This window comes from Halorientalis litorea (assembly GCF_023028225.1).
GTDB lineage: Archaea > Halobacteriota > Halobacteria > Halobacteriales > Haloarculaceae > Halorientalis > Halorientalis litorea.
Window position 1 is genome coordinate 1,972,633 of record NZ_CP095482.1, and the last position, 24,063, is coordinate 1,996,695.

26 protein-coding genes and 1 pseudogene are annotated in these 24,063 nt (G+C 65.7%); 17 read left to right on the forward strand and 10 right to left on the reverse strand.

Annotated features, from left to right (window positions below):
* The first annotated feature begins 30 nt into the window (after positions 1 to 30).
* Entirely contained in the window at positions 31 to 2,703 is a 2,673-nt protein-coding gene (mutS, locus tag MUG95_RS10640; protein ID WP_247006575.1) for a DNA mismatch repair protein MutS, read from the forward strand.
* On the opposite strand, the gene nucS is transcribed toward mutS, so the two are convergent.
* The 3 genes from nucS to MUG95_RS10655 are packed head-to-tail and all read right to left on the reverse strand — an operon-like array spanning position 2,700 to position 5,248.
* Positions 2,700 to 3,455 (reverse strand): endonuclease NucS, encoded by a 756-nt coding sequence (nucS, locus tag MUG95_RS10645; protein ID WP_247006586.1) that lies wholly within the window; start codon positions 3,453 to 3,455, stop codon positions 2,700 to 2,702. The two genes, mutS and nucS, sit on opposite strands and share 4 nt — an antisense overlap.
* Before the next feature lie 54 nt (positions 3,456 to 3,509).
* Positions 3,510 to 4,022: a DUF6735 family protein gene (locus tag MUG95_RS10650; protein ID WP_247006588.1), complete on the reverse strand. Its 513-nt coding sequence runs from the start codon at positions 4,020 to 4,022 to the stop codon at positions 3,510 to 3,512.
* Positions 4,023 to 4,063: 41 nt separating this feature from the next.
* Positions 4,064 to 5,248, reverse strand: a complete 1,185-nt coding sequence (locus MUG95_RS10655) for a tRNA sulfurtransferase (protein ID WP_247006596.1) — start codon at positions 5,246 to 5,248, stop codon at positions 4,064 to 4,066.
* A gap of 222 nt (positions 5,249 to 5,470) precedes the next feature.
* Here MUG95_RS10655 and MUG95_RS10660 point away from each other — a divergent pair, with 222 nt between their 5' ends.
* The 4 genes from MUG95_RS10660 to MUG95_RS10675 all read left to right on the forward strand — a co-directional run bounded on the left by MUG95_RS10660 (position 5,471) and on the right by MUG95_RS10675 (position 8,654).
* Entirely contained in the window at positions 5,471 to 6,208 is a 738-nt protein-coding gene (locus tag MUG95_RS10660; protein ID WP_247006604.1) for a bacteriorhodopsin, read from the forward strand.
* 103 nt (positions 6,209 to 6,311) lie between these two features.
* Entirely contained in the window at positions 6,312 to 7,073 is a 762-nt protein-coding gene (locus MUG95_RS10665; protein ID WP_247006612.1) for a lycopene cyclase domain-containing protein, read from the forward strand.
* Positions 7,074 to 7,131: 58 nt separating this feature from the next.
* Positions 7,132 to 8,124: a Brp/Blh family beta-carotene 15,15'-dioxygenase gene (locus tag MUG95_RS10670; protein ID WP_247010477.1), complete on the forward strand. Its 993-nt coding sequence runs from the start codon at positions 7,132 to 7,134 to the stop codon at positions 8,122 to 8,124.
* 41 nt (positions 8,125 to 8,165) lie between these two features.
* Positions 8,166 to 8,654 (forward strand): type IV pilin domain-containing protein, encoded by a 489-nt coding sequence (locus tag MUG95_RS10675; protein WP_247006618.1) that lies wholly within the window; start codon positions 8,166 to 8,168, stop codon positions 8,652 to 8,654.
* 45 nt (positions 8,655 to 8,699) lie between these two features.
* Here the strand turns inward: MUG95_RS10675 and MUG95_RS10680 are convergent, their stop codons facing one another.
* Entirely contained in the window at positions 8,700 to 9,290 is a 591-nt protein-coding gene (locus MUG95_RS10680; RefSeq protein ID WP_247006620.1) for a 50S ribosomal protein L15e, read from the reverse strand.
* 434 nt (positions 9,291 to 9,724) lie between these two features.
* Between MUG95_RS10680 and MUG95_RS10685 the strand changes: the two genes are divergently transcribed.
* A complete protein-coding gene (locus MUG95_RS10685; RefSeq protein ID WP_247006622.1) occupies positions 9,725 to 10,252 on the forward strand; it encodes a helix-turn-helix transcriptional regulator in 528 nt (175 codons plus the stop codon).
* Between the two features lie 239 nt (positions 10,253 to 10,491).
* Here the strand turns inward: MUG95_RS10685 and MUG95_RS10690 are convergent, their stop codons facing one another.
* The 4 genes from MUG95_RS10690 to MUG95_RS10705 all read right to left on the reverse strand — a co-directional run bounded on the left by MUG95_RS10690 (position 10,492) and on the right by MUG95_RS10705 (position 13,068).
* Positions 10,492 to 10,893, reverse strand: a complete 402-nt coding sequence (locus MUG95_RS10690) for a DUF7500 family protein (RefSeq protein ID WP_247006624.1) — start codon at positions 10,891 to 10,893, stop codon at positions 10,492 to 10,494.
* Between the two features lie 172 nt (positions 10,894 to 11,065).
* Positions 11,066 to 11,689, reverse strand: coding sequence for a flagellin (locus MUG95_RS10695; protein WP_247006626.1), 624 nt, complete (start codon positions 11,687 to 11,689; stop codon positions 11,066 to 11,068).
* A 227-nt stretch (positions 11,690 to 11,916) separates the two neighbouring features.
* Complete coding sequence (locus MUG95_RS10700; RefSeq protein ID WP_247006635.1) at positions 11,917 to 12,501, reverse strand: flagellin; 585 nt, start codon at positions 12,499 to 12,501, stop codon at positions 11,917 to 11,919.
* 3 nt (positions 12,502 to 12,504) lie between these two features.
* Entirely contained in the window at positions 12,505 to 13,068 is a 564-nt protein-coding gene (locus tag MUG95_RS10705) for a flagellin (protein WP_247006646.1), read from the reverse strand.
* A 219-nt stretch (positions 13,069 to 13,287) separates the two neighbouring features.
* Here MUG95_RS10705 and MUG95_RS10710 point away from each other — a divergent pair, with 219 nt between their 5' ends.
* From MUG95_RS10710 to MUG95_RS17055, 9 genes and pseudogenes are all read left to right on the forward strand, one after another.
* The gene (locus MUG95_RS10710; protein ID WP_247006648.1) at positions 13,288 to 14,268 is read left to right on the forward strand and encodes a FlaD/FlaE family flagellar protein; all 981 of its coding nucleotides are present in this window, start codon (positions 13,288 to 13,290) and stop codon (positions 14,266 to 14,268) included.
* Positions 14,268 to 14,711, forward strand: a complete 444-nt coding sequence (arlF, locus tag MUG95_RS10715; protein WP_247006650.1) for an archaellum stator protein ArlF — start codon at positions 14,268 to 14,270, stop codon at positions 14,709 to 14,711. The genes MUG95_RS10710 and arlF overlap by 1 nt, the downstream gene beginning before the upstream one ends.
* Positions 14,712 to 15,164: an archaellum stator protein ArlG gene (gene arlG / locus MUG95_RS10720; protein ID WP_247006652.1), complete on the forward strand. Its 453-nt coding sequence runs from the start codon at positions 14,712 to 14,714 to the stop codon at positions 15,162 to 15,164. It begins immediately after the preceding gene.
* Positions 15,161 to 15,871, forward strand: coding sequence for an archaellum protein ArlH (arlH, locus tag MUG95_RS10725; protein ID WP_247006660.1), 711 nt, complete (start codon positions 15,161 to 15,163; stop codon positions 15,869 to 15,871). The genes arlG and arlH overlap by 4 nt, the downstream gene beginning before the upstream one ends.
* The gene (flaI, locus tag MUG95_RS10730; protein WP_247006662.1) at positions 15,868 to 17,544 is read left to right on the forward strand and encodes an archaellum flagellar ATPase motor FlaI; all 1,677 of its coding nucleotides are present in this window, start codon (positions 15,868 to 15,870) and stop codon (positions 17,542 to 17,544) included. Before arlH ends, flaI begins: the two co-directional genes overlap by 4 nt.
* On the forward strand, positions 17,544 to 19,268 hold the full coding sequence (arlJ, locus tag MUG95_RS10735) for an archaellar assembly protein ArlJ/FlaJ (RefSeq protein WP_247006664.1): 1,725 nt from the start codon (positions 17,544 to 17,546) through the stop codon (positions 19,266 to 19,268). The genes flaI and arlJ overlap by 1 nt, the downstream gene beginning before the upstream one ends.
* A 55-nt stretch (positions 19,269 to 19,323) precedes the next feature.
* Positions 19,324 to 19,770: a FlaD/FlaE family flagellar protein gene (locus tag MUG95_RS10740; RefSeq protein ID WP_247006672.1), complete on the forward strand. Its 447-nt coding sequence runs from the start codon at positions 19,324 to 19,326 to the stop codon at positions 19,768 to 19,770.
* Between the two features lie 174 nt (positions 19,771 to 19,944).
* Complete coding sequence (locus MUG95_RS10745) at positions 19,945 to 20,163, forward strand: hypothetical protein (protein ID WP_247010511.1); 219 nt, start codon at positions 19,945 to 19,947, stop codon at positions 20,161 to 20,163.
* A gap of 79 nt (positions 20,164 to 20,242) precedes the next feature.
* Positions 20,243 to 20,329 (forward strand): annotated as a pseudogene (locus MUG95_RS17055) (PGF-CTERM sorting domain-containing protein); the annotation flags it as partial.
* 390 nt (positions 20,330 to 20,719) lie between these two features.
* Here MUG95_RS17055 and MUG95_RS10755 read toward each other — a convergent pair.
* Positions 20,720 to 21,625, reverse strand: a complete 906-nt coding sequence (locus tag MUG95_RS10755; protein WP_247006674.1) for a serine/threonine-protein kinase RIO2 — start codon at positions 21,623 to 21,625, stop codon at positions 20,720 to 20,722.
* 138 nt (positions 21,626 to 21,763) lie between these two features.
* Here MUG95_RS10755 and MUG95_RS10760 point away from each other — a divergent pair, with 138 nt between their 5' ends.
* Positions 21,764 to 22,585: a lipoate--protein ligase family protein gene (locus MUG95_RS10760; protein WP_247006681.1), complete on the forward strand. Its 822-nt coding sequence runs from the start codon at positions 21,764 to 21,766 to the stop codon at positions 22,583 to 22,585.
* Here the strand turns inward: MUG95_RS10760 and MUG95_RS10765 are convergent.
* On the reverse strand, positions 22,578 to 23,111 hold the full coding sequence (locus MUG95_RS10765; protein WP_247006688.1) for a redoxin domain-containing protein: 534 nt from the start codon (positions 23,109 to 23,111) through the stop codon (positions 22,578 to 22,580). The genes MUG95_RS10760 and MUG95_RS10765 overlap by 8 nt on opposite strands.
* A gap of 96 nt (positions 23,112 to 23,207) precedes the next feature.
* On the opposite strand from MUG95_RS10765, the gene MUG95_RS10770 reads away from it, so the two are divergent.
* Positions 23,208 to 24,041 (forward strand): deoxyribonuclease IV, encoded by an 834-nt coding sequence (locus MUG95_RS10770; RefSeq protein WP_247006690.1) that lies wholly within the window; start codon positions 23,208 to 23,210, stop codon positions 24,039 to 24,041.
* The last annotated feature ends 22 nt before the right edge of the window (positions 24,042 to 24,063 follow it).

The window sequence follows — 24,063 nt, forward strand, 5'->3', positions numbered from 1 at the left end:
ATTTCCACCTCGGGACGCTGGCACTCTCCCATGGACGCGGCGCTTGGCCCGCCCGAGAAGATGGCCGACCGGGCCGAAGAGTTGACGCCGATGATGGCCCAGTACTTCGAGCTGTGCCAGCGGTACGACGACTCCCTCCTGCTGTTTCAGGTGGGCGACTTCTACGAGGCGTTCTGTGACGCCGCCGAGCGCGTCTCCCGCCTCTGTGAGATTACGCTCACCAAACGCGAGGACTCCACCGGGACGTACCCGATGGCTGGCGTTCCCATCGACAACGCCGAGAGCTATATCGAGACGCTACTGGACGCCGGCTACCGCGTGGCCGTCGCCGACCAAGTGCAGGACCCCAGCGAGACCACCGGCGTCGTGGACCGCGCGGTCACGCGCGTCGTCACGCCGGGGACGCTCACCGAAGACGAACTCCTGCGGACCGACGACAACAACTTCGTCGCCTGTCTCGTCCGCGACGGCGACACTTACGGGTTGGCGGTGCTGGACGTCTCGACCGGCGACTTCTACGCGACGAGTGCCGACCGCGAGGCGGCCATCGCGGACGAACTCGGCCGGTTCGACCCCGCCGAGGCCGTCGTCGGTCCCGACGCCGGGACGGACGTGTTCCACGAGGAGTGCATGGTCACGCCCTACGACGAGACGGCCTTCGCCCCCGACGCCGCACGCGAGACGGTCGCCGCGTACTTCGGCGACCCGGAGACGCTGCTGGCCGCCGACGCCGAGATACGCGCCTGCGGTGCCCTGCTCGACTACGCCGAGTACACGCGGGGGGCGGAGGGTGACGAGGACGGTGAGCGCGGGCGACTGGCGTACCTCACCCACCTGACGCGCTACGACCCGCGCGAGTACATGCTGTTGGACGCGGTGGCTCTGGAGAGTCTGGAACTGTTCGACCGCCGCGCCGTCCACGGCCGCGCCGGGGCGACGCTGGCCGACGTGGTGGACGAGACGGCCTGCGCGCTCGGGAGTCGAACCCTCAAAGACTGGCTCCGTCGTCCGCTGGTCGAACGCGACCGTATCGAGGCCCGCCACGACGCCGTCGCGGAACTCGTCGGCGACGTTCGCACGCGCGAGCGTCTGCACGAGAAACTGCGGGACGTGTACGACATCGAACGCCTCGTCTCGCGCGTCTCGCGGGGGCGGGCCAACGCCCGCGACCTCCGCTCGCTGAAGGCGACGCTCGACGTGGTGCCCGACGTTCGCGCCGCCCTCGCCGACGCCGACTGTGCGTATCTACGGACCGTCCACGGGACCCTCGACGACCTGCCCGACGTTCGGGACCTCGTCGGCCGTGCCATCCGCGAGGAACCGCCCATCGAAATCACCGAGGGCGGGGTCATCCGGGAGGGATACGACGAGCGACTGGACGACCTGCGCGAGACAGAACGCTCGGGGAAGGCGTGGGTCGACTCGCTCGAACAGCAGGAACGGGAGCGCACCGGCATCGACTCGCTGAAGGTCGGGCACAACTCCGTCCACGGCTACTACATCGAGGTGACCGACCCGAACCTCGACGCGGTGCCCGACGATTACACCCGCCGACAGACACTCAAGAACTCCGAGCGGTTCTACACCCCCGAACTGAAGGAACGCGAGGAGGAGATACTCCGGGCCGAGAACCGGGCAGACGACCTCGAATACCGCCTGTTCACCGAGGTACGCGAGACCGTCGCCGCCGAGGCCGAGCGGGTCCAGTCCCTCGCGGACACGCTCGCGCGACTCGACGCACTCGTCGCGTTCGCCACCGTCGCCGCCGAACACGACTACGCCCGGCCGGAGTTCACGGCCGACCCGAAGACGACCCACGTCGACGGCGGCCGCCACCCAGTCGTCGAGCGGACCCAAGCCTCGTTCGTCCCCAACGACACCCGCCTCGACGCCGACGCGTTCCTCGCCGTCGTCACCGGCCCGAACATGAGCGGGAAGTCCACCTACATGCGACAGGTCGCGCTGATACAGGTCCTCGCACAGGCCGGGTCGTTCGTCCCCGCCGAGGCCGCCCGCCTCTCGCTGGCCGACCGGGTGTTCACCCGCGTCGGCGCGAGCGACGACATCGCCGGGGGGAAGTCCACCTTCATGGTCGAGATGACCGAACTGGCCGACATTCTGGAACACGCCACCGACCGCTCGCTCGTCCTGCTGGACGAGGTGGGTCGCGGGACCAGTACGACCGACGGCCTCGCAATCGCCCGCGCCGTCACCGAGTACCTCCACGACGAGGTGGGCGCGCGAACCCTCTTCGCCACCCACCACCACGAACTCACCGCCACCGCGGAGGCCCTGCCGGGGGCGAGCAACTGGCACTTCGCCGCCAGCGAGCAGCCGCCGCCGGCCGACGCGGGAGACGCGACGGTAACGTTCGACCACGAGATACGCCGCGGGCCGGCCGACGCCTCCTACGGCGTCGAAGTCGCACGGGAGGCGGGCGTCCCCGACGCCGTGGTCGACCGCTCGCGGGAACTGCTGGACGCCGGGGCCGACACCGGGAAACCGACGGCATCTCCCGAGCGCGGCCGCCGAACGAACGGCCACGAACCCGCGGACGCACACGAAGTCGCCGACGAGGCTGGCACGGCCACGCAGACGCCACGGGACATCGAGTCGACGCTCCGCGAGCAGTCGCTGGCGGAGACGACGCCGCTCGAAGCCCTGCAACTGCTCTCGGAACTGAAAGACCGTCTCGACGACTAGTCCTCGGCGGGCGCGAGCGAGACGAACTCGTGCCCCTCCTCGGCCAGCAACTCGCGGGCGCGGTCGGTCACGGAGGGGGCGACCAACACGCCGCGCACCTCGGCGTCGGCGTGGAGGTCACGGCGGAGTGCCTCGACGTACCGCGTCAACTGCCCGACCGCGTCCGGGCCGACCCGCCGCCGTTTCAACTCGACGACGACCCGCCGCCCCATCTCGTCCTCGCCGAAGATGTCGACCGCACCCGCTGGCGTCTCCCGTTCGGTCGCCAGCGGCTCGAATCCCGACTCCACGAGGGCCGGGTCGGCCAGTATCCGCTCTCTGAGGTCTTCCTCGGTACCCGACAGCGCGAGGTCCTGCTCGTCGGTCACGTCGTATCGCGTGGCCCGGTCGACGCGCTCGAACCGTACCGTCAACTCCTCGGCGGGCGTCTCCCGGCGGCTGTACAGCTCGAAGGCCCCGTCGGTCACGCGGGCCTCCTGCGTACAGCCCGGGGGTTGCCAGTTGACCGGCTGGTGCCCCTCGTCGGTGTGGACCAGCGTCGTGCCGTCGGGCTTGCAGACGACCAACCGGTCGCCCGGCCCGAGCTCGCTCGACGCCCGTCCGTCGTAGTCGACGGTACAGCGGCCGAAGACCGTCACGAGGTCCCCCCGGTCGACCCCCTCGGCGACGAACGCGCGGGCCGCCGCCGGTGTCGGGGCGACGACGCCGTCGACCGCTCCGGGGTCGCTCGCCGTCTCGTCGTGGTTGCTCACTGGCGGCGGGTAGTGCCGACCGGTCAATAAGGCCGTCGGGACTGCCTCGGGCGGTCACGTCCCGTGGCGGTCAGTCACCGGCCCGAAGTGGACCGGTCGCTCCTCGGCCAGCGACGCGACGCGGAGGACCAACGACGCCCGCGCCGTCGCCGGGTCGAGTCGTTCGTCCGCGGCCAGTCCCACGAGGGTCCGCTTCGCGCCCGTGAACAGCCCCCGGAGGTACTCGCCGTCGGCCGTCGGCCGGTCCGCGTCGACGCCGACGAGCGCGCCGGGTCGCGGCCCGGTGGCGTCGACGCCGGGGAGGCCGAACCAGCAGACGAGATACGGCCGGACGTGCTCGCTCGTGACGACGAACAGTGCCTCGTGGGTCTGGAAATCGACGTACTCGGCGACGACATCCTCGAACGAGCAGTCGGTGGCGACCAGCGTGAACGACCCTGCACGCTCGACTGTCACGCCGCCCGCGAGCGTCGCCGCCAGCCGCCACTCGTGGGCACCCCACTGTGAACCGTACAGGTCGTACCGACCGTTCGAGCGCGCCGCGGCGACGAGTGCTCTGTGCCCCACGCGCGCCGCTGGTCGCGTTCTCGGACAAAAACGTGGGGCTCCTACCCCCGTATCTCGACCAGTTCCGCGTCCTCGACGGCTCGGCGCGCGCGCTCTGCGAGGTCGTCGGGTTCGGCCGCGCGCACGTCGTCGAGTCTGGCACCCGTCTCCGCCTGTGCCGGGGCGAAGCGGTCACACCCCGCGGGGATGGTCGAGTCGTCGAACGTCCCGATGTCGCGGGCGCGTTCGGTAATCTCGCTCTTGTCCATCGTCAGGAGCGGGCGGAACACGGGCAACTCGGTCACGGGGTCGGTGGTGCCGAGGTTTCGGAGGGTCTGGCTCGACTTCTGCCCGATGGCTTCCCCGGTGGCGACGCCCACCGCGTCGGTGTCGCTCGCCACCACCTCGCCGACGCGCAGGCAGAACCGGCGAAAGGCGAGCATCCGGCCCCTGTCGAGGCTGTCGGCGATGTGTTCGACCGTTTCGCCGCCCGGGACCACCCGGAAGGGCATCTCGAAGTTCGGCGCGTATCGGGCGAGCGTCCGGACCGTCTCGGTTGCCCGCGCTCGGTGGTCCGGGCCGCCGTAGTCACCCAAATCGACGTACACCGGATAGATTGGACTGCCCCGCCGCAACATCTCGTAGGCGGCGACCGGCGAGTCGATACCGCCGCTGACCAGCGCGACGACGGGGGCCTGCGTCCCCAGCGGTAACCCGCCCGGTCCCGAGACGTGCTCGAAGAAGACGAACGCCTCCTCGGCGCGTATCTCGACGTTGAACGTCAGGTCCGGGTCGGTGAGGTCGACGGCCGGTTCGAACGCGTCGGCGACGGCGTCCCAGACGGCCTGCCCGCCCACCTCCTGTACCTCTTGGCTCGTCAGCGGGAACGAATCACCGGCCCGTCGCGCCTCCACGGCGAACGTGCCGCCGTCGTAGCAGGCCCGGGCCGCGTCGGCCAGCGCGTCACAGATGGCGTCGGGGTTTGGCTGGACCGACAAGGCCGGACTTGTCGAGACGACGCCGAACGCGTCGGCGGCCACCTCGGCGGCCCGCTGTATCTGCGTGGTCGGTGCCCGGATACGCGGCCGGGTCGCGTGCTGTTCGACGCGGGCGTCGACGGCCCGGTCGGTCAGCAGTGCCTCGACGTTCTCGACCAACTGCGTCTCCATGCGGTGGCGGACGCCGTGGCTCTTGGTACTCGCGTCCCCGTACCGCACGAGTACTGTCTCCGCCCCCGGCGGGTGCATAGTGATGTGGAGTCGGGTCGGACGTATATCGGTTGCGAGGTGGCCACCACTGCGTTCCGGGCTGGCAGAGGACTGACAGGCGACCCGCGTTGTTACACGTTACCAGCCATGACGCGCCCTGCTGTTTGCTGGTTACGACGACGCTATTCGCGGAAATATGTCGAACCCCAACTAGTGTGGCACGGATGTTTTACTATTGAACTGCGTATAAAAGCGTGGACTATGCCTTCACCAGGTGCAGAGCAAATTTGGCTGTGGATCGGTACAGCACTCATGGCAGTAGGGACGTTGGCGTTCATCGGCATGGGTTGGGGCGAAGAAGACCCCGAAGCACAAGAGTACTACATCATCACGATATTCATCCCGGCCATCGCGGCGTCGGCGTATTTCTCGATGGCCATGGGATTCGGGCTCACAGAACTGTCCGTACCGTGGGCCAGTGAGGCCCTCGACATCTACTGGGCCCGCTACGCCGACTGGCTGTTCACGACGCCGCTGCTGCTGATCGACCTCGCCCTGCTCGCCGGGGCGAACCGCAATACAATCTCCACCCTCGTCGGCCTCGACGTGGGGATGATCGTGACCGGCCTCGTCGGCGCGCTGGTCACCTCCAGCCAGACGATGCGCATCGTCTGGTGGGGCATCAGCTGCGGGTTCTTCCTCGCACTGCTGTACATCCTCGTCAGCCGCCTCTCGGCGCAGGCGTCGACACAGCCGGGGTCGGTCGGAGCCCTGTTCAGTACGCTTCGGAACGTGGTGATACTGCTGTGGACGGCCTACCCCATCGTCTGGATCGTCGGTACGGAGGGGCTGGGCCTCATCCCGCTGTACTGGGAGACTGCGGTGTTCATGGTCCTCGACGTGCTCGCGAAGGTCGGGTTCGGCTTCCTGCTGCTCCGTAGCCGGAGCGTCCTCGACCAGGTGTCGTCGAGTACGGCCGACGCGACTGCGGCCGACTGACCGGACGCCGGAGCCAATTTTTTGTGTACGTACAACGTACTAATATTGACGTGGCACTCACACGTCTCCCGACACGGCCGTGTGTCCGGCGGGTGAGTGACTGATGTTCGATACCCCGCTCGTCGCCCTGACGTATCTGGAGTTTCACCTCGTGTTCGTCGTCCCGCCGCTTCTCATCCTCGCCGCGACGACCCGCTGGACCGACCGACGGTACGCGCTCCCCGGGGGACTCGGCATCCTCACCGTCGTCGCCGTCCTGTACACGACGCCGTGGGACAACCACCTCATCGCGGTCGGCGTCTGGGACTACCCCGCCGAGGCCGTCGTCGCTCGTGTTTGGCAGGCTCCGGTCGAGGAGTACCTGTTTTTCGCCCTCCAGCCGCTGTTGACGGGGCTGTGGCTCGCCCGTCTGGAGACGCAGAGTGCCCGCGAGTTCGGCATCCCGCTCGGGCACCGCATCGTGGGTGCCCTCGCCGGACTGGCGGTCGCACTGGCCGGCTGGTTGTTGCTCGCCGAACCGACGTACTACCTCGGTACCCTCCTCCTGTGGGCCGGCCCGGTGTTGGCCATCCAGTGGGGCTTCGCGTGGCCCGTCCTCTGGGACCGCCGCCGGACGCTCCTGTTGGGCGTCGGCGTCCCGACGGTGTACCTCTGGATAGCCGACCGCATCGCCATCGAACTCGGCATCTGGGTGTTCGACCCCCAGTACATGACTGGCATCGAACTGCTCGGCCTCCCGATAGAGGAAGCCCTCTTTTTCGCGCTGACCAACGCTTTCCTCGTGCAGGGACTCGTCCTGTTCTGGTGGGTCACCGACCGCTGGGCGACGGTCCGGGAGACGTGGCCGCGGCCGACAACTGGGTGACCCACTCGTGTCAGTCACCGTCCCCGGAACCGACCTCGACGCGCCCCTCCGCGGGACGCTGGTCGCCGGCGTCCTCCGGCCGTCCTGGGTGGTGACGGTGCTCGTTCTCGTCCCGTTCGCGCTCGGTGTCTCCGTCCCACCGACCGTCCAGTACGTTCCCCTCGTCGCCAGTGCCGTTCTGCTGGGGCTGCCCCACGGTGCTATCGACCACCTCGCGTACCCGCGCGTGAGAGGCGAGGCCGTGACACTCCGAGCGATGGGCGTCGTCGTCGGCATCTACGCCGCCCTCGGTGCCGCGTACGCCGTGGGCTGGCTGGTCGCCCCGGCCGCCGCGTTCGCCTTCTTCATCCTCCTGACGTGGGGCCACTGGGGACAGGGTGACCTCTACGCGCTCCGGGCGTTCTGCCGGGCCGACTACCTCGATACGCCGCTGACCCGGTGGCTCGCCGTCGTCGTCCGGGGTGGCCTGCCGATGTTGGTCCCCCTCCTCGCGTTCCCCGAGTGGTACCGCCGCGTCGCCGACGCGCTGGTCTCCCTGTTCTCGCTCGGGGCCGTCGACACGCTGGCGTGGGCGTTCCGGGCCGACACCCGCCTCGTCCTCGGCGTCGCCTACGCCGCCCTCGTCCTCGCGTCCCTCGCGCTCGCGTTCGTCCGCACCGCCGACCGGTCGGTGTGGGCCGTCGACGCCGGGGAGACGGCGTTGCTCGTCGCCTACTTCGCCGTCGTGCCACCGGTACTCGCCGTCGGCGTCTACTTCTGTGTCTGGCACGCCTACCGCCACATCGCCCGCCTCGCGCTCTTGGAGCGGGACTCCCGAACCGCGCTCCGCGAGCGTCGCCTGTGGCCCGCACTCGCACGGTTCGCCCGGGAGGCGACACCGCTGACGCTGGTCTCTATCGCCCTGCTGGGTGCGGTGTACCTGCTCGTTCCGAACCCGCCCACGACACTGCCGGGGTGGGTCGCGCTGTACCTCGTCCTCATCGCCGTGCTGACGCTCCCGCACGTCGTCGTCGTGAGCGTGATGGACCGCGAGCAGTCGGTGTGGGCGTGAGCGGCGGAAGCTAGTTAACCCAGTCCGCTAATTGGTCGGGCATGCAACTGCGCCGACTCGTCCGTTCGGAGGACGCCGTCAGCCCCGTTATCGGTGTCATCCTGATGGTCGCAATCACCGTCATCCTCGCCGCCGTCATCGCCTCGTTCGTCCTCGGCCTCGGTGGCGACACGGAGGCGGTGCCGACGGCGACGTTCGACTTCGAGAAGATAGAACTCTCCGGACAACCCGACGAGTTGCGGGTCACTCACGAAACCGGGACCGGCATCGTCAACACCGACCTCTACTTCGGGTCCCCGGACGGCGTCCAGGACGAGGACGGAAGCCCCGGCCCGGTGAATCGGCTGTCGTGGTACGAGGCGGCCGAAGACAACGGCGCGAGCGAGGGCGACAGTGTCGCCGGCGGCGACTCCGTTCTCATCGAACCGCCGAACGCCAGCCCCGAACTCGAAGACAAGACCATCGACGTCATCTGGCAGTCCGATGGCAACTCGGCGACGCTCGATACGTTCCGGGGCGAGGACGCCTGAGCGGTCGCTGGTCGGTGGAAATCTCGCAGAACGGTTCGGCGGGGACTACCTGCCGCGCCCGCGGCCGCTGTTGATGCTCGGGCGGGTGTGTTCCGTGCCTTTGCCCTTCTTGTCGAGGCCACGGTTGGACTGGCCCGCGCTGGTCAGGCCGCGGTAGGCCCGGCCGCGGTGGCTGTCGTCGCAAATCCAGTTGAGGTCGTCGTCGTTCTCGATGGCCGGGTGGTCGGGGTCGAGCATGATGACCTCGAACCACTTCTGCCGGCCGTCTTCACCGACCCAGTAGGAGTTGAGGACGCGGAGGTTGCGGTACTTGCGCGTGGACCGCTCCTCGGCGACCCGCTGGAGGTTCTTCCGGCGGGTGATGCGGGTCACGCCCTGACGTTTCGACCGGCGACCGGCGGTGAACCGCTGTTTGCGCGCGCCGCCCTTGCGGACGCTCACGCGGGCGACGACGACGCCCTGTTTCGCCTTGTAGCCCAGCGAGCGGGCCTTGTCGAGGCGGGTCGGTCGCTCGACGCGCTCTATCGCGCCCTGGTCGCGCCACTCTTGCTGTCGTTGCCACTGTAGTTCGGCGAGGTCCCCGTCGTCGGGGTCCGCCCACGCGTCCTTGATGTGGGAGTAGAAGCTTCGTGCCATGATTGTCACCACGGGCGTTGCGTGGTTCAAACTGCATATCGCAGTTCACATCCCGACCTGTGAAACAGGTGCCCGCTGGTGCCCGTCGTCCAGCGAGTTACCCTCACCTTCCCTGCTACCGGGGTTAAGGCCTTCGAACTCTCGCGGCACGCCGGGTCACGGCCGACCCGCCCTTCCGCGTCGCTATGACTGCTTTCTGGCCCCGCGCCAAAAATTCCATTATCTAATAAGATAATACAAAATCAAATAATGAAATTATATCGCAATACAGAGGCTGTGAAAACGGCATTCTCAGGCTGTGAAAACGGTTTTATATAGACATTATCAGGAATAGTAAACGGCACGATTGTATTAATAGGGGGCACTGTTCAAAACTGAATATGGAGTCTGAGAGAGGTAGTCAGGTGCCGAGCAAACACGGTGGCCGGGAAAGGATGTCAAACGAAGACGGGACGCGCGTTCGTGACTCGGACGCTGTCCGGGTAAGCGATGGCGGCGTGACCATCGACCAACTGTACAGCGAACTCCAGTCCAACCGCTCCGACGACGACGACACGAACGTCAGACTCACCCCGGACCAGTCATCAGAAGCGATTCTCGACGACGTCCTAACGGCGTTGTTCGACGAACAGAACTTCAACTTCGCGGACTCGACGGTCAAGGACAACCTCGACGAGATACTGCTCCTGCTGGTCGCACACCGCGATTCCGATACACACGGGAAGACGCTGATGAGCGACCTCGCTGTCGTTTTCGATACCCACCTCAGCCCGGGGACCGTGTATCCGCAACTACACGAACTGTCCGACGACGACTTGCTCGAAGCACAGGAACTCGTCCGGACCAAGGAGTACCAGATAAAGGACGAGGAGGCGTTCGCCGAACGTATCCGCGGAGCTATGGAGCAGCACCTCGCACTCGGGTTTTACCTACAGACGGCTCTGTCGGAGTATCTCGACTAACTGCGGTAGCCGAGTTCCCTTTCCTGTCGGTTCTCCTTTTCGGGACGCCCGACCCCTGTACACAGTAGTCTCGCCCACACTCCGTGTCCGCGCAGTCCGTTTCGTCCACGCGCTCGGGTCACTGACTCCGGGCGTCCCGTCCGCGCAGTTCTGCCAGTAATACCGCCGGGCGACTCGCCGGTGTCGCCGCTCACGGTGGACAGCGTTCTGTAAAAAGAGCCGGAATGTGACTGATAGCGTCAGCGAACCCGGGCCTCGACGTCGAGGTCCGTGTTCGTGAGCAACACCGCTATCACTTCTGCTGGTGGCGTTCCGTCCGACACCTGTTCGGCGTACCAACGCAACAGCGACTCGAACGCCTCCGACACGTCGTTCGTCTCGACGCTGTGGCTGTCTTCGCTCGTGCCCGCTCGCGCGACTGCTCGCATCGCGTACGCACCGTCGAGGTCCGCGAGCGACCCCGCCGACGCGGCAGGCTGTGCCGACCCGTCGGCCGGGGGCGTGCCCCCGTCCGTGGCCGGGCGACTCCCGTCGTCGTCGGTCACGACGACGTGACGGCCGTCGTCGAGTTGCTTGACGTACTCGTCGTCGGGGCCGAGGTCCGAGGGCGACAGGATACCCTCGGGGGCCTCCTCAGTCATGACTCCCTCCCGTGACTGCGGGACGTGACGGCCGGCTTGGCCGACCCGACGTGTCGTCGGTGTAATCGATGTCCGCTTCAAGGCTGCATCGCAACCACGCACGGCGTGGCTGCGGTGGGCGTACACCGTGCGTCGTTGCCAGCATCGTCGGAGTGTGGTCAGCTCTCATGTGTTACACCGGGAAGTAGTCACTCTGTATGACATTGGGGACGTCGACCCCGTAGACGGTCGTCGCACCCGACTGTTCGACGAAGGTCAACTCCGCCGAGGCTCCCTCCTCGAGCGAGGTTCCTTCGACGGACACGACATCGATACGGATTTCGACCCGTTCTGACGTTTCGTTCAGCACCGTCGGGGACGCGGCTCCTCCGGTTCCCGCAATGTGCGTGGTGCTGAATGACTCGCCATCGGCAGTTCCGGTAGTATGCTCGAGGTTCGCTGCCGCAGACCCGGAGCGGTACTGGATAGTCATGTCTTCGAGGTCGATGTCGTCGGACCCCGCGGACTTCTTGAGTACCAATTCGATGCGCTCCATGGAACCGTGGACGCTTTTGTCGACTCCGGTCGCGGAGACGACGTCGACTTGATTGGAGACCTGTGCTTGTGCGTCGTCGCCGGTGTCCGAGGCACGGGATTCGAGCTGTCCGCCCGTGTTGATGAGGACGCCGGCGGCGACCGCGGCGACCAGCACCAGCGCGATGAAGATTATCAGCGTGCCGATGCCGACCTGCCCACGTGTGCCGTCGGGGCCGAGGTCCGAGGGCGACAGGATACCCTCGGGGGCCTCCTCAGTCATGACCCCCCCGTGACTACGGGACGTGACGGTCCGCGTGGGGGTGACTTAGAGCGATGCCGCACTCCTGTGGCCGGATGCCGTGCCGGGCCGTCGACGACCCGCTCAACGCGTCGTCGGTACCGGTCGACACATGCTGTCGGGCCACACTGCGACCGCGTGCGACGTGGCCAGGACGGCCACACGTCGTGCGTCGTCGCCGTCGTCGGAGTGCGGTTCGTCGTCATACGCTACACTGGGAAGTATTGCCCTTGGATGACGTCGGGGACGTTGACCCCGTAGATGGTCGTCGCGCCCGACTGCTCGATGAAGGTCAGTTCGACCGAGGACCCTTCTTGCAGGTCCGTCCCTTCGACGCCCGCCACGTCGATGCCGATTTCGACGCGTTCGGACGTTTCGTTCAGCACTGTCGGGGACGCGCTCCCTGCGACCTGCGTCGTGTTGAACTCCTGATTACCAGTACTCCCGGACTGGTACTCGAGGTTCGCTGCCGCAGACCCGGACTGGTACTCGATGGTCATGTCTTCGAGGTCGATGTCGTCGGACCCCGAGGACTTCTTGACCACGACCTTCAGGTACTCCATCGAGTTGTCGCTGTCGTTGTTGACGCCGGTCGCGGAGACGACGTCGACTTGATTGGAGACCTGTGCTTGTGCGTCGTCGCCGGTGTCCGAGGCACGGGATTCGAGCTGTCCGCCCGTGTTGATGAGGACGCCGGCGGCGACCGCGGCGACCAGCACCAGCGCGATGAAGATTATCAGCGTGCCGATGCCGACCTGCCCGCGTGCGTCGTCAGAGATGAATTTGTCTATCATGTGTTACACCCCCACGTACGTGTCCGCGATGACGTCGGGGACGTTGACCCCGTAGATGGTCGCTGCACCCGACTGGTCGACGATCTTCAACTCAGCTTCCTCGCCCGCGTCGAGCGTGTTGAGGTCTGTGTTCGCCGTCAGGTCGACTGCGATCATCGCCCGCTGGGATGTCGATTCGAGGACGGTGGTAGAGCCGTGTAGCCCCGTAATCGTGACCCCGCTCGACGAGTTCGTCAGCGTCTCTGCCGACTGGTCGGCGGTGTACTGAATCGTCGCCTGCGAGACGTTCAGCGTGTCCGAACCCGGCGACTTCTTCACGATGAGCGTGATGTTCTCTGCGGCGGAGCTACCGTCGGTCTTGGCCCGAGCGGTGACGATGTCGATCTGATTGGAGACCTGTGCTTGTGCGTCGTCGCCGGTGTCCGAGGCACGGGATTCGAGCTGTCCGCCCGTGTTGATGAGGACGCCGGCGGCGACCGCGGCGACCAGCACCAGCGCGATGAAGATTATCAGCGTGCCGATGCCGACCTGCCCGCGGTCGGTGTCGTTGGGTGTTGGCAGTTTCATAGTTGATTACCGGTTGTCTGGTGGGGTGCTCCCACTCAGTCGTAACCGTCTAATGGCTTAATACGGCGAATCAAATCAGAGCCGGACTCGACAAGCGTATCGAAACTCAAAACGCGGCTTGAGTCCGCCCCGCATTGTATATTGTCAGTCCCACTTTGTTCTGGCAGCCACGGTGCGCACAGCAACACGGAACCGACCATGTTCGAGGATATCGCTCGTATGTTTGAATCAGACGACTCAGACCCCGACGACGAACCGGACGACCAGACAGAGATGGAGGACCCGGACGACGTTGGCGGGATGTCCCTCGACGGCCAACCACAGCAGCCCGCACAGGGTGGCCTCGACGTCGATATTGACGGCCTTGACGCCCGGATGGACGAACTCGAGGAGGACATCGACTCGACGGAGTCGTCGCTCCGCGCGGTCCGCAGTTCACAGGAGGAAATAAACGACTCGATATCGGAGATGCAGGACACCGTCCGTCGGCTCGCGGGCGTCTACGACCAACTCACGGCCGCGGACAACCCCTTCGCCGACGACCCGCGCGCGGACGGAAACGGGAACACGGACGGGTTCGCTCCCGCCGACGAGGACGCCGGCGCGGCGGCGATGGAGCGGTTCGCCGGCGAGAACGATGCTAACGGCAACGGCGAATCGACCGACGACATCGTCTCGTTCGAGGACTTGGACGACGAACCGACCGACGACCACGCCGCCACGGCCCCCGACTCGAACGCCGACCCGCTGGCTTCGGAGAACCCGCAAGCGGCGGACCCGACACCCCACAGTGACCCGACCGGCGACGGTGCGGCCGACCCCGAACCGACCACGGCGTCGGGCGAGGACCACGATGCGGTAAGTACGGCAGCAGCGGCGACCGAAGCCGGTCCCGACACCGCCGGTGACCGTCCCGTCCTCGCGTCCGTCCCCGACACGTACGCGGGCGATGTACTCATGATGGAGTGGCTGGCGGGGCTGATGGAACAGTCGGGCCCGGCCGGTGCACTCCGCGCGATAGAGCACTACGAGGATATCGGCTGGCTCTCACCGACGGTCACCGAACACCTCGTCGACATCCTCGGTGGCCCGTCGCTCGACGTGTTCGTCGACCCGATGCAACCGCACGAACCCACGGCGGACGAACACGCAGCCTCGTACAAGTACATTCGCGCGATTGACCGACTCTCTGAAGTCTAATGGGATTCAGTGTCAGCGGCGCGACGGCCGTCATTCTCGTCGGCGTGTTAGTCTGTGCTGCGACACTGTACCCTGCCGTCGACCGATACGAAGAGCGTCGCTCGGACGCAGTTGCCGACCGGAACGAGCGCGCGCTGACACAGCAAAACACCGCCGTCGAGACGTTGAACGCGACGTACAACGCCACGTCGGACCGTCTCAACGTCACCGTCTGGAACACCGGTACCTCCGTCCTCAGCGTCCCCGAACTGGACCTCCTCGTGGACGGGACCCACACGTCTGTTGCGGCGAACGACGTGACCGTCAGCGGTGACACGACGACCGAGGTGTGGGTACCAAACGAACGCCTCAGTATAACGGTGACAAAGTCGACCACGCCGGAACAGGTCACCGTCGTCACCGGCCCCGGCGTCGCCACGACGACGACGGTGGAGGTGGTCTAGATGGCGAGCGCGTCCGTCTCGGAACTCGTTATCTTCATCGCCGCCGTGAGCGTGGCCGCGGCCGTTTCCGGTGCGTTGGTGACCACCGTCGGCGATATCTCCGACTCAGTCGACGAACGCGGGGCCGACGTGGCGTCGGACCTCGACACGGACATCGAAATCATCAGCAACCCCGGCAGTGGTGCCGTGTACGACGACGGGGCCGACGATGTCCGTCTCCTCGTGAAGAACACGGGCCGTCGCCAGATATCGACGAGCGGGTCGACCGTCGACGTCTTGATCGACGGACAGTACATCGAACGCTCCTCGTACAGCATCACCGTCATCAACGGGAGCGAGTGGGACGACGGGTCCGTCGTTCGAATCGTCGTCGACGAACCGCTCTCGACCGGCGACCACCAAGCCACGGTCATCGTCAGAAGCGAACGAGAGACGCTCCGGTTCAGAGTATGAATCACCTCTCCATCGGCCTCGAAGCCCGTGACCGCGTCAACAACGCCATCGGTGGCGGGTTCCCGGAGGGGGCACTCGTCCTCGTCGAGGGCTCGGCCGGCGCGGGGAAGTCCGTGCTCACCTCGCGGTTCGTCTACGGCCTCTGTGAGGAGGGAACGTCCGTCGGCATGGCCTCGACACAACTATCAGCACGCGAATATATAACACAGATGAACTCGCTGTCGTACGATATCGTCGAACACCTGCTCACTGGTCAGCTACGCTACTTCAAGGCACCGACGGCGGGCGAACGGCAACTGTTGCGCCGGTTTCTCACCCCGAACGCCCTCTGGGACGCCCGTACCGTCGCAGTCGACGGGTTCGCCGAACTCTGTCGCAACGACGTACAGTTCGCCCGGACCATCGGCACCGGAAACGAGGACCGGGCGATGGAGAAAGTCGTCGACCGCCTCAAGACGGCACTGGCCGCGGACAAAGTCGTCATACTGACCGTGGAGCCGTCGGTACTCCCCGACCGGGCACTGCGCCCGCTCCAGTCGGCCGCCGACGTGTACTTGGACCTCCAGAGCGAGGCTGTCGGACAGGAAATCCGCAAGAAGGCACTGGTTCGTCGTTTCGCCGGGATGAAACGCCCGGTCGACGATACTATCGGCTTCTCCGTCCAGCAGGGACGGGGAATCGTCATCGAATCGAGGACAATCGCATGAGTTCGAGTACCCGCCTCTCCGACGAGTTGCGTCGTGTCATGGACGACCACTCACACATCCGTGAGCACATCCAGTCGTTCAACCAACGGACCGGGACGTACCCGACGTACACCGAGGAACCGGGGGACGAACACGCCACGGAGAAGCCGAACGTCCTCTTCCCGGCGGACCCGCCCATCTTCGCCCACGTCTACGGCGAGGCGGGCGAAGAGACGACGTACTACTGTCTCGAACCGACGCTGACGGGTGACGAGGCGGTACTCTACGACCGCCTCCGGGCCGAGGTGCTGGACCGCTCGGTCAACAAGCCCGCACCCACCGAGGGTGACGACTTCATCGACCACCTCGACGAACTGGTCGACGAGATTCTGACGCTCGACACCGACGAGGAGACGTTCCTCGACCGGGCGCGCACGTCGCTGCTCGGCGAGGACTTCGTGGTCGACAGGGACACGTACGAGCGACTCCAGTACGTCCTCCAGCGCGACATCGTGGGACTCGGCCCGCTCGAACCGGTGATGTCCGACCCGGAAAACGAGGACATCCACGTCATCGGCCCGCACGCCTGCTACGTCGACAACGGCACGTTCGGCATGGTCAGGACGACGGTCGACTTCGGCGATGTCGACCAGTTCAGCAACTGGATCCGGAACATGGGCGAACGGATGAACACGCCCGTCTCGGACTCCGACCCGATTATCGACTCGACGCTCCCGAACGGGTCGCGTATCAACATCATCTACTCCGACGACGTGAGCATCAAGGGGCCGTCGCTCACGATTCGACAGGGCGAGGACGTGCCACTCTCCATCTTCCAAATCACCAAGTGGGGCACGCTCTCCCCCGAACTCGCCGCGTACCTCTGGCTCTGCATGGAGAACGAACAGACCGTGTTCGTCGTCGGTGAAACCGCCTCGGGGAAGACGACGACGCTCAACTCGATGTTCTCGTTCATCCCCCGTGACCACAAAATCTACACCGCGGAGGACACCGCCGAGGTGATGCCGCCACACGAGAACTGGCAGCAACTCCTCACGCGGGAGGGGAGCGGCGGCGGGTCGGACGTGGACATGTTCGACCTCGTCGCCGCCGCCCTCCGGTCGCGCCCGGACTACATCTGTGTCGGGGAGGTCCGCGGGGCCGAGGCGCAGATGGCGTTTCAGGCCGCACAGACCGGCCACCCGGTTCTCATCACGTTCCACGCCAGCGACATCGTCTCGATGATACAGCGGTTCACCTCGAACCCCATCAACGTCCCCGAGACGTTCATGGACAACTGCGACGTGGCACTGTTCCAGAACCGTGTCAAACAGGGCGACGACGTGTTGCGCCGCGTCACCAGCGTCCAAGAGATAGAGGGCTACTCCGACCACGAGGGCGGCGTCGTCACCCGGGAAGCGTTCTCGTGGGACCCCCGTGACGACGAAATCGTGTTCAAAGGACAGAACAACAGCCACGTCCTCGAAAACCAAATCGCGACCCTCCTCGGATACGAGGACACTCGGCGCATCTACGACGAACTGGAACGGCGGGCCGAAATCATACAGAGGCTGATAGACGCCGATATCGTCGGGTACCACGAGGTCAACGATGCAATCGAGACGTTCCAGCGCGACGGCGTCCAGGAACTCCCCATCGACATCCACGGACTCACGGAGGTCGCGAATCCGTAATGGCGACCAAAAACGAGACGGAGGAACCACGAATCGACTTTCGGCAGTTCGTCCGCGCAGTCGCGGATGCTTACCGGCACATGGAGATGCCGGTGCAACGGTACGCGCTGCTCGTCCTCCTGCCGTCGGTGGTGTTTCTGCTCGTCGCTATCGTCGCCATCGTGTTGTTCGCTCCGCCGCTTTTCGTCGCTGCTCCGCTGGCATTGCTCGCGCTCCTGTTTCTCACCGCTGCCTCTGTGTATCCGAAAGTGGTCGCCGACCGAAAACGCCGGGAAGTCCGCGAGCAGTTCCACATCTTCCTGACTCACATCACGGTGCTGTCCATGACGAACATCGAGCGCGTGGAGGTGTTCCGGACGCTCGCACAGGTCGAAGAGTACGGCGCGCTCGCCGAGGAGATGGGACACGTGACGGCCCTCGTGGACACGTGGAACCAGTCTCTCGACGACGCGTGTCGGCGGCGGTCGAAGCGCGTCCCCTCCGAGATGCTGGCGGACTTCTTCGAGCGACTGGCCTACACCGTCGGGGCCGGGCAGGGTATCGACGAGTTCCTCATCGACGAACAGGAGTCGATGATAAACGAATTCGTCATCCGGTACGAATCGGCACTGGCGAAACTCGACGTGATGAAGGAACTGTACCTGTCGCTGATGCTGTCGGCGACGTTCATCCTCGTGTTCTCGACGGTCATCCCGATTCTCCTCGGCGTGAACCCGACCATCCTCATCGGCGGCGTCGTCGGCATGTTCGGCCTCGTTCAGGGGGGGTTCCTGTTCGTCATCCACACCACGTCCCCGCGTGACCCGGTATGGCAGAAGGCTCAGGATGGGCACTCCCCGGTCAGCCGAATCCGCGTGCCACTCGTCGGCGGTGTCCTCCTCGCCGCGTTCACGACTGTCGGCGTTATCCTCGTCGCGTTCGGGTACACGCCGCTCCCGAGGGACGTGTTGCCGATCCCGTTGTATCTCGCGATTCCGACGACGCCGCTTCTCATCCCCGGCATCGCGATGCGGCGCGAGGAACAGAACGTCATCGAACGCGACGACGGGTTTCCGTCGTTCATTCGCGCACTGGGTGGCGTCGAAGCCATCAAGCAGACGTCGACGGCCAACGTCCTCGAATCCCTCCGGAAGAAAGACTTCGGCGCGCTGACCCAGAACGTCGACAACCTGTACAAGCGACTCCGAACTCGCATCGACACCGAGGGGGCGTGGCGGTTGTTCGCCGCCGAAACCGGGTCGTATCTCATCCAGAAGTTCGGTGACATGTACGTCGTCGGACGCCGGATGGGTGGCGACCCGCGGCAACTCGGCCAGGTCATCTCGGCTAACCTCAACGAAGTCCTGCGCGTGCGCGAACAGCGCGAGCAGGCGACGCGGACGTTCATCGGCGTCGTCTACGGTATCACGGCGGCGGCGATGTTCTCGGCGTTCATCGGCCTCGAAATCGCCGCCCAGATGGTCACCGTCGCCGAGAGCATCAGCACGCAGGATAGCCAGTTTATCGGGTCGCTGTTCACGACGGAGAACTACAACCTCTTCGTCATCGAGATGCTCCTGCTCGGCGTCGTGCTGTTGAACGCCGTCATCTCCGCGCTGATGATTCGGGTCATCGACCGTGGCCACCTCGTGAACTCGCTCATCCACTTCGTGATGCTGACGTGGACCGGTTCGGTCGTCGCCGTCGCGACGCGGGCCGTCGCCGGTGGCCTCCTCGGGACGTGACTCACGGTTCGATTCGAGACGGCGGCTTTAGACAGTTGATACCGTATACAGCCGTATGACCGACGCACACGGCTCGCGGCCGTACCTCGACCACCCCATCGACGTTTCGCGGACGGAGACGATAATCCAGTGGGCGAAGTACCTCGGAACGACGTTCGGGACCAGCGGCGCGCTCTCGGCACTCCGCTACTACGAGCGTCTCGGCTGGATTTCCCCCGCCGCCCGCCAAGCAGTCGAGCGGCAACTGCAGGGGCTGTCACTCGACGAAATCCACTCGAAGAAGTACGCCGAACCGGCACACTTGACCGGCCCCTTGGAGTCCCTCTCCGAGACGCCGTTCGGCGCGCACGCCCAGTCCCTCGAATTCATCTCGACACTCGCCGGGGACGACTTGGAGGGCGACATGCTCCGTGCCCGACTGGCAAAACACAAGGTCGACGTCGAACCGTTCGGGTCCGACACCCCCGCTGGCGGTCCGGCGATGGCTCAGTCTGACGAATAGCCGCTACGGCCGCGCGTCACACGTTCGGTTTCACCTCACTCACTCGAAACGCTCCAGCGACTGCTCCCGAGTGAAACACGGGGAGTTTGATTTCACCGTCCCGTCGACCGCACACCCCTACGAACGTTCTGTCGGAAATCGAACTTTTAAGAGTATCCGCAGGGTTGCTTCTGCATGGACAAGAGCGGAGCAGGGAGAGAGATAGTGCGTCGCCGAGCGTTCATCTCCGGTATCGCAACCGCAACTGTCGGTGTGGCCGGCTGTCTGGGCGTGGGCGACGACACACCGACCGCCGAGACGAGCGACGGGGGGTCACCGGCGGCCGAACGGACCACAACCGGAGGCGGGGCGTCCGCCGAACCCGAACTATCGATTCCGGTACGAGGAGGCTGACGGGACGGCGCAGGAAACGACCGACGACGAGGCACAGACGACGGCCAGTGAGCCGGGCCAAGAGACGCAAACGAGCAGCTCCGGTCCCGGGTTCGGCGTGGGCGTGACGCTCGTCGCACTCGTCGCTACCACTCTGGTCGCTAGATTCGCCGGTCGCTCGGGCTGACATCCCACGCCGGCGGACGAATCCGCCGTCTGCCACCGGTTGCTCGCTTCTGCAACGGGCTGCCTTTCTGATTGTTGTCGGCGCGCCACCCGCTGCAGCATCTCCTCGGTCGGCTGTCTCCGCTGGGCACCCGCCCGACCGCTGACGGGTTTCGCTTGCTGCAGTGCTCGGCCACTTGAACGCTGGTCGGCACCGTGTAGCCACGCAGGACTGCCGATAGCGGTCAGGACGCTCCAACGGCGCGCCCAGTCCGTGACGTGGTCTCCTCACCCTCGGGAACCCGCTCTACCACGGATTCTATATAGCGATATACGATTCACAACTCGCGCACCCGACGGTGCAATACAACAAAAAATGCCAGTACGTCTGCCGGCCGACTGAAACAGTGGGTCAGGCGTCGGGTGCGACGCTCTCGAACGTGCCGTCGACGATGGCTGTCGCCACGTCGTCGGTATCGAACTCGGGGACCTGATTCGGGTACTTCCGTTGGAAGTAGCTCACGAGGTTCTCTACGTCTCGGGCGAGGAACTCGTCGGCGTTCTCGTGGTCGGTCGGTACCGCCTGTGGCCAGTCGAAGACGGTCACGCCCTCGCGCGTGACGAAGACGTTGTACTCGCTCATGTCGGCGTGGACGTACCCCGCCTCGTAGGCGGTTCGGAGTTCCGCGAGAATCAAATCGAGTATCGGCACGACCTGCTCGGGTTCGAGTTTCGTCCGCCCGAGCTCCGTCCCCTCGACGCGCTCCATGACGATGGCGTGGCGATTCTGGTCGACCGGTCGGGGCACGCTCACGTCGGGGTACAGCGATTCGAGGGCGTCGTACTCCCGTTCGGCGGCCTTCCGGGCGGTGTACTGCCACGACACGTGGTCGCGGTCGGCGGTGTAGTCCCGCTCTTTCATGACTTCCCGGAAGTTGGTGTAGCCCTCGCGGTGGTACTTCAGCGCGAAGGGCTTGTACGAGCGTACCTCGTACACGTCGCTCTCCTTGCCAACCCCCAACGGCGCGCCGAACTCCTCGATGGTCTCACGCTCGATGAGGCTGTGGAGTGCGAGCGCGTCGTAGCCCTCGAAGGTAAGCTTGAACCCCTGGTACTGGATGGTCTTTCGCTCTATCAGACCGCGGTCCTCACAGCGGTCCAGCCGGTAGTCCACGTCCTCGGCGGTGAGCCGGGAGAACTCCGGAAGCTTCCCCTTCGAGACCCACTCCGAGAACCGCATCCCTTGCTCGACGCCCGAGAGCAGATGGAAGTCCTCAGGTTCGAGGTCAACCATCAGCGGGGCGATGTTCTGGACCATTACCGCTCCGTAGCCGCCGGGCGGATAAAAGCCCGACGTGTCCGCAGTCCGGCAGCAGTAAATGGTATGACGCGATATAGAAATCGCGATGGCCCGCCGGACGCAATCGCTTTCCCCCCGGGGTTGCTACGCGGAGACATGACCAACCTCGCCGCCGAGGAGTGGCGGCTCGTCCGCGAGGAGTCGTGGTCCGGGCCGATGAACATGGCACTCGACGAAATCGCGGCCGAGACGGCCGCCGCGGGCGGCCCCCGGACCGTCCGCGTGTACCGCTGGGAGCCGAGTACGCTCTCGCTGGGGTACCACCAAGACCCCGCGACCATCGACTGGGCGTACTGTGACCGCGAGGGGGTTACTGTCACGCGCCGACAGACCGGCGGCGGCGCGATTTATCACGACAACCGGGGCGACATCTCCTACTCCGTTACCGCGCCGGCGGCAGCGGTGCCGGGCGACCTGATGGAGACGTACCGCCTGTTCTGTGAGCCGCTTCTCGACGCGCTCGACGGGATGGGCGTCGAAGCGGGGTACGCCCAAGATGAAAAGCCTGCAGTCCACCAACCGGCCTGTTACCTGCGGAAGCGGCACCCGGCACACGACGTGGTAGCCGACGACGGCCGGAAACTGAGCGGGAACGCCCAGTACCGCCAACGCGACGCGGTCATCCAGCACGGGTCGCTCACGCACACGTCCCGGCCCGAACGCCACCTCGCCGTCTTCGCCACCGAGGACGTGACGCCCGCCGAGTTCGAGGCACGCGTTACGTCCGTTCACGAGCAGTCCGGATGTGGCCGCGAGCGGGCGGTCTCGGAACTGACCGACGCGCTCGCGGCGTGGTGCGATGCCGTCGAGGGCGACTGGACTGCCGACGAACTCTCCCGGGCACGCGAGCGCGCGGAGAAGAAGTACGGTGCCGACGAGTGGGTCCGGGACCGGACGGACCCCACGTCACTCAACTGAAGCCGAACGTCTCCTGCTGGTCGTCCAGTTCGGCCCGAACCGCCTCGTGTATCTCGCCGACCGGCGGCGTGTCCCGGCTGGGGTCGAGCCAGTGGTCGCTGACCCACTTGTACCGAACAGTCCGGTCCTCGTCGACGAGGAAGGTCGACCGGCGTGCGCGGGCCGAGAACTTGAACGCGCGGTAGCGGACGCCGAACGCCTCGGCGATGGCGAGGTCCGGGTCGGTGTAGAGGGGAAACCCCAAATCGAGGTAGTCGATGAACCGCCGGTGGAGGCTGGCCCCGGACTTGCTGACGCCGACCACCTGCACGTCGCCGGAGCTGGTGAACCACTCGAAGTCCCTGAACTCACACCACTCGTTCACGCAGTCCGGGCTGAAGTCCGCGGTGTAGAAGTTGAGCAGGACGGGCCCGTCCGTGAGGAGGTCCGAGAGGGGGACCTGCTCGCTGTTACCGGTGGGGAATACGAGTTCACCGTCGAAGTCGGGGACAGTGTCGCCGACGGCGAGTCCGGCCGATTCGGTCATGGACCGACAACGACCTACAGGTCTAAGTCCCTTTGCACGGTATCGGAACCCGTCTCGCATCGAAGCGGCTTTGACTCCGTCGTCCCTGCTGTCGGTATGCTCAGAGTCGGTGCGCACACCTCCATCGCCGGCGGCGTCCACAACGCCGTCACGGAGCAACTCGATTACGAGGGGAACTGCGGACAGATATTCTCCCACTCCCCGCAAGTCTGGCAGGACCCGAACATCGACCCCGAGAACGCCACGCAGTTCCGCGAGCAGTCGGCCGACAACGACATCGGGCCGTGGGTCATCCACTCCTCGTATCTGGTCAACCTCTGTACCCCGAAAGACGACCTCCGCGCGAAGTCCATCGACAGCATGCAACGGGAGGTCGACGCCGCCGACCAGTTGGGTATCGAGTACGTCAACGTCCACCTCGGAGCCCACACCGGCGCGGGCGTCGAGGGCGGCCTAGACAACGCCGCCAGCGCGCTGAACGAACTCGACGTTCCCGACGACGTGACTGTCCTCATCGAGAGCGACGCGGGGAGCGGGACGAAACTCGGCGGCCAGTTCGAGCACTTGGCGGCCGTCCAAGACCGGACGGACCTCGACATCGAGTTCTGTCTCGACACGGCCCACGCCTTCGCGGCGGGGTACGACATCTCGGGGCCGGACGGCGTCGCCGCGACCGTCACCGAGTTCGACGACGTGGTCGGTCTAGAGGACTTGGCCTGCATCCATCTCAACGACTCCAAACACGCGTGCGGGACGAACAAAGACGAACACGCACACGTCGGCGAGGGCGAAATCGGCGAGGCCGGCATGCGGGCCCTCATCAACCACGAAGACCTGCGCGACGTGCCGTTCGTTCTGGAGACGCCCACCGAGAACGGCAAGAGTTTCGAGTGGAACGTCCAGCGCGTGCGGGAACTGCGCGAGAACTGACCGCTGCCCGAACCCGACCGCT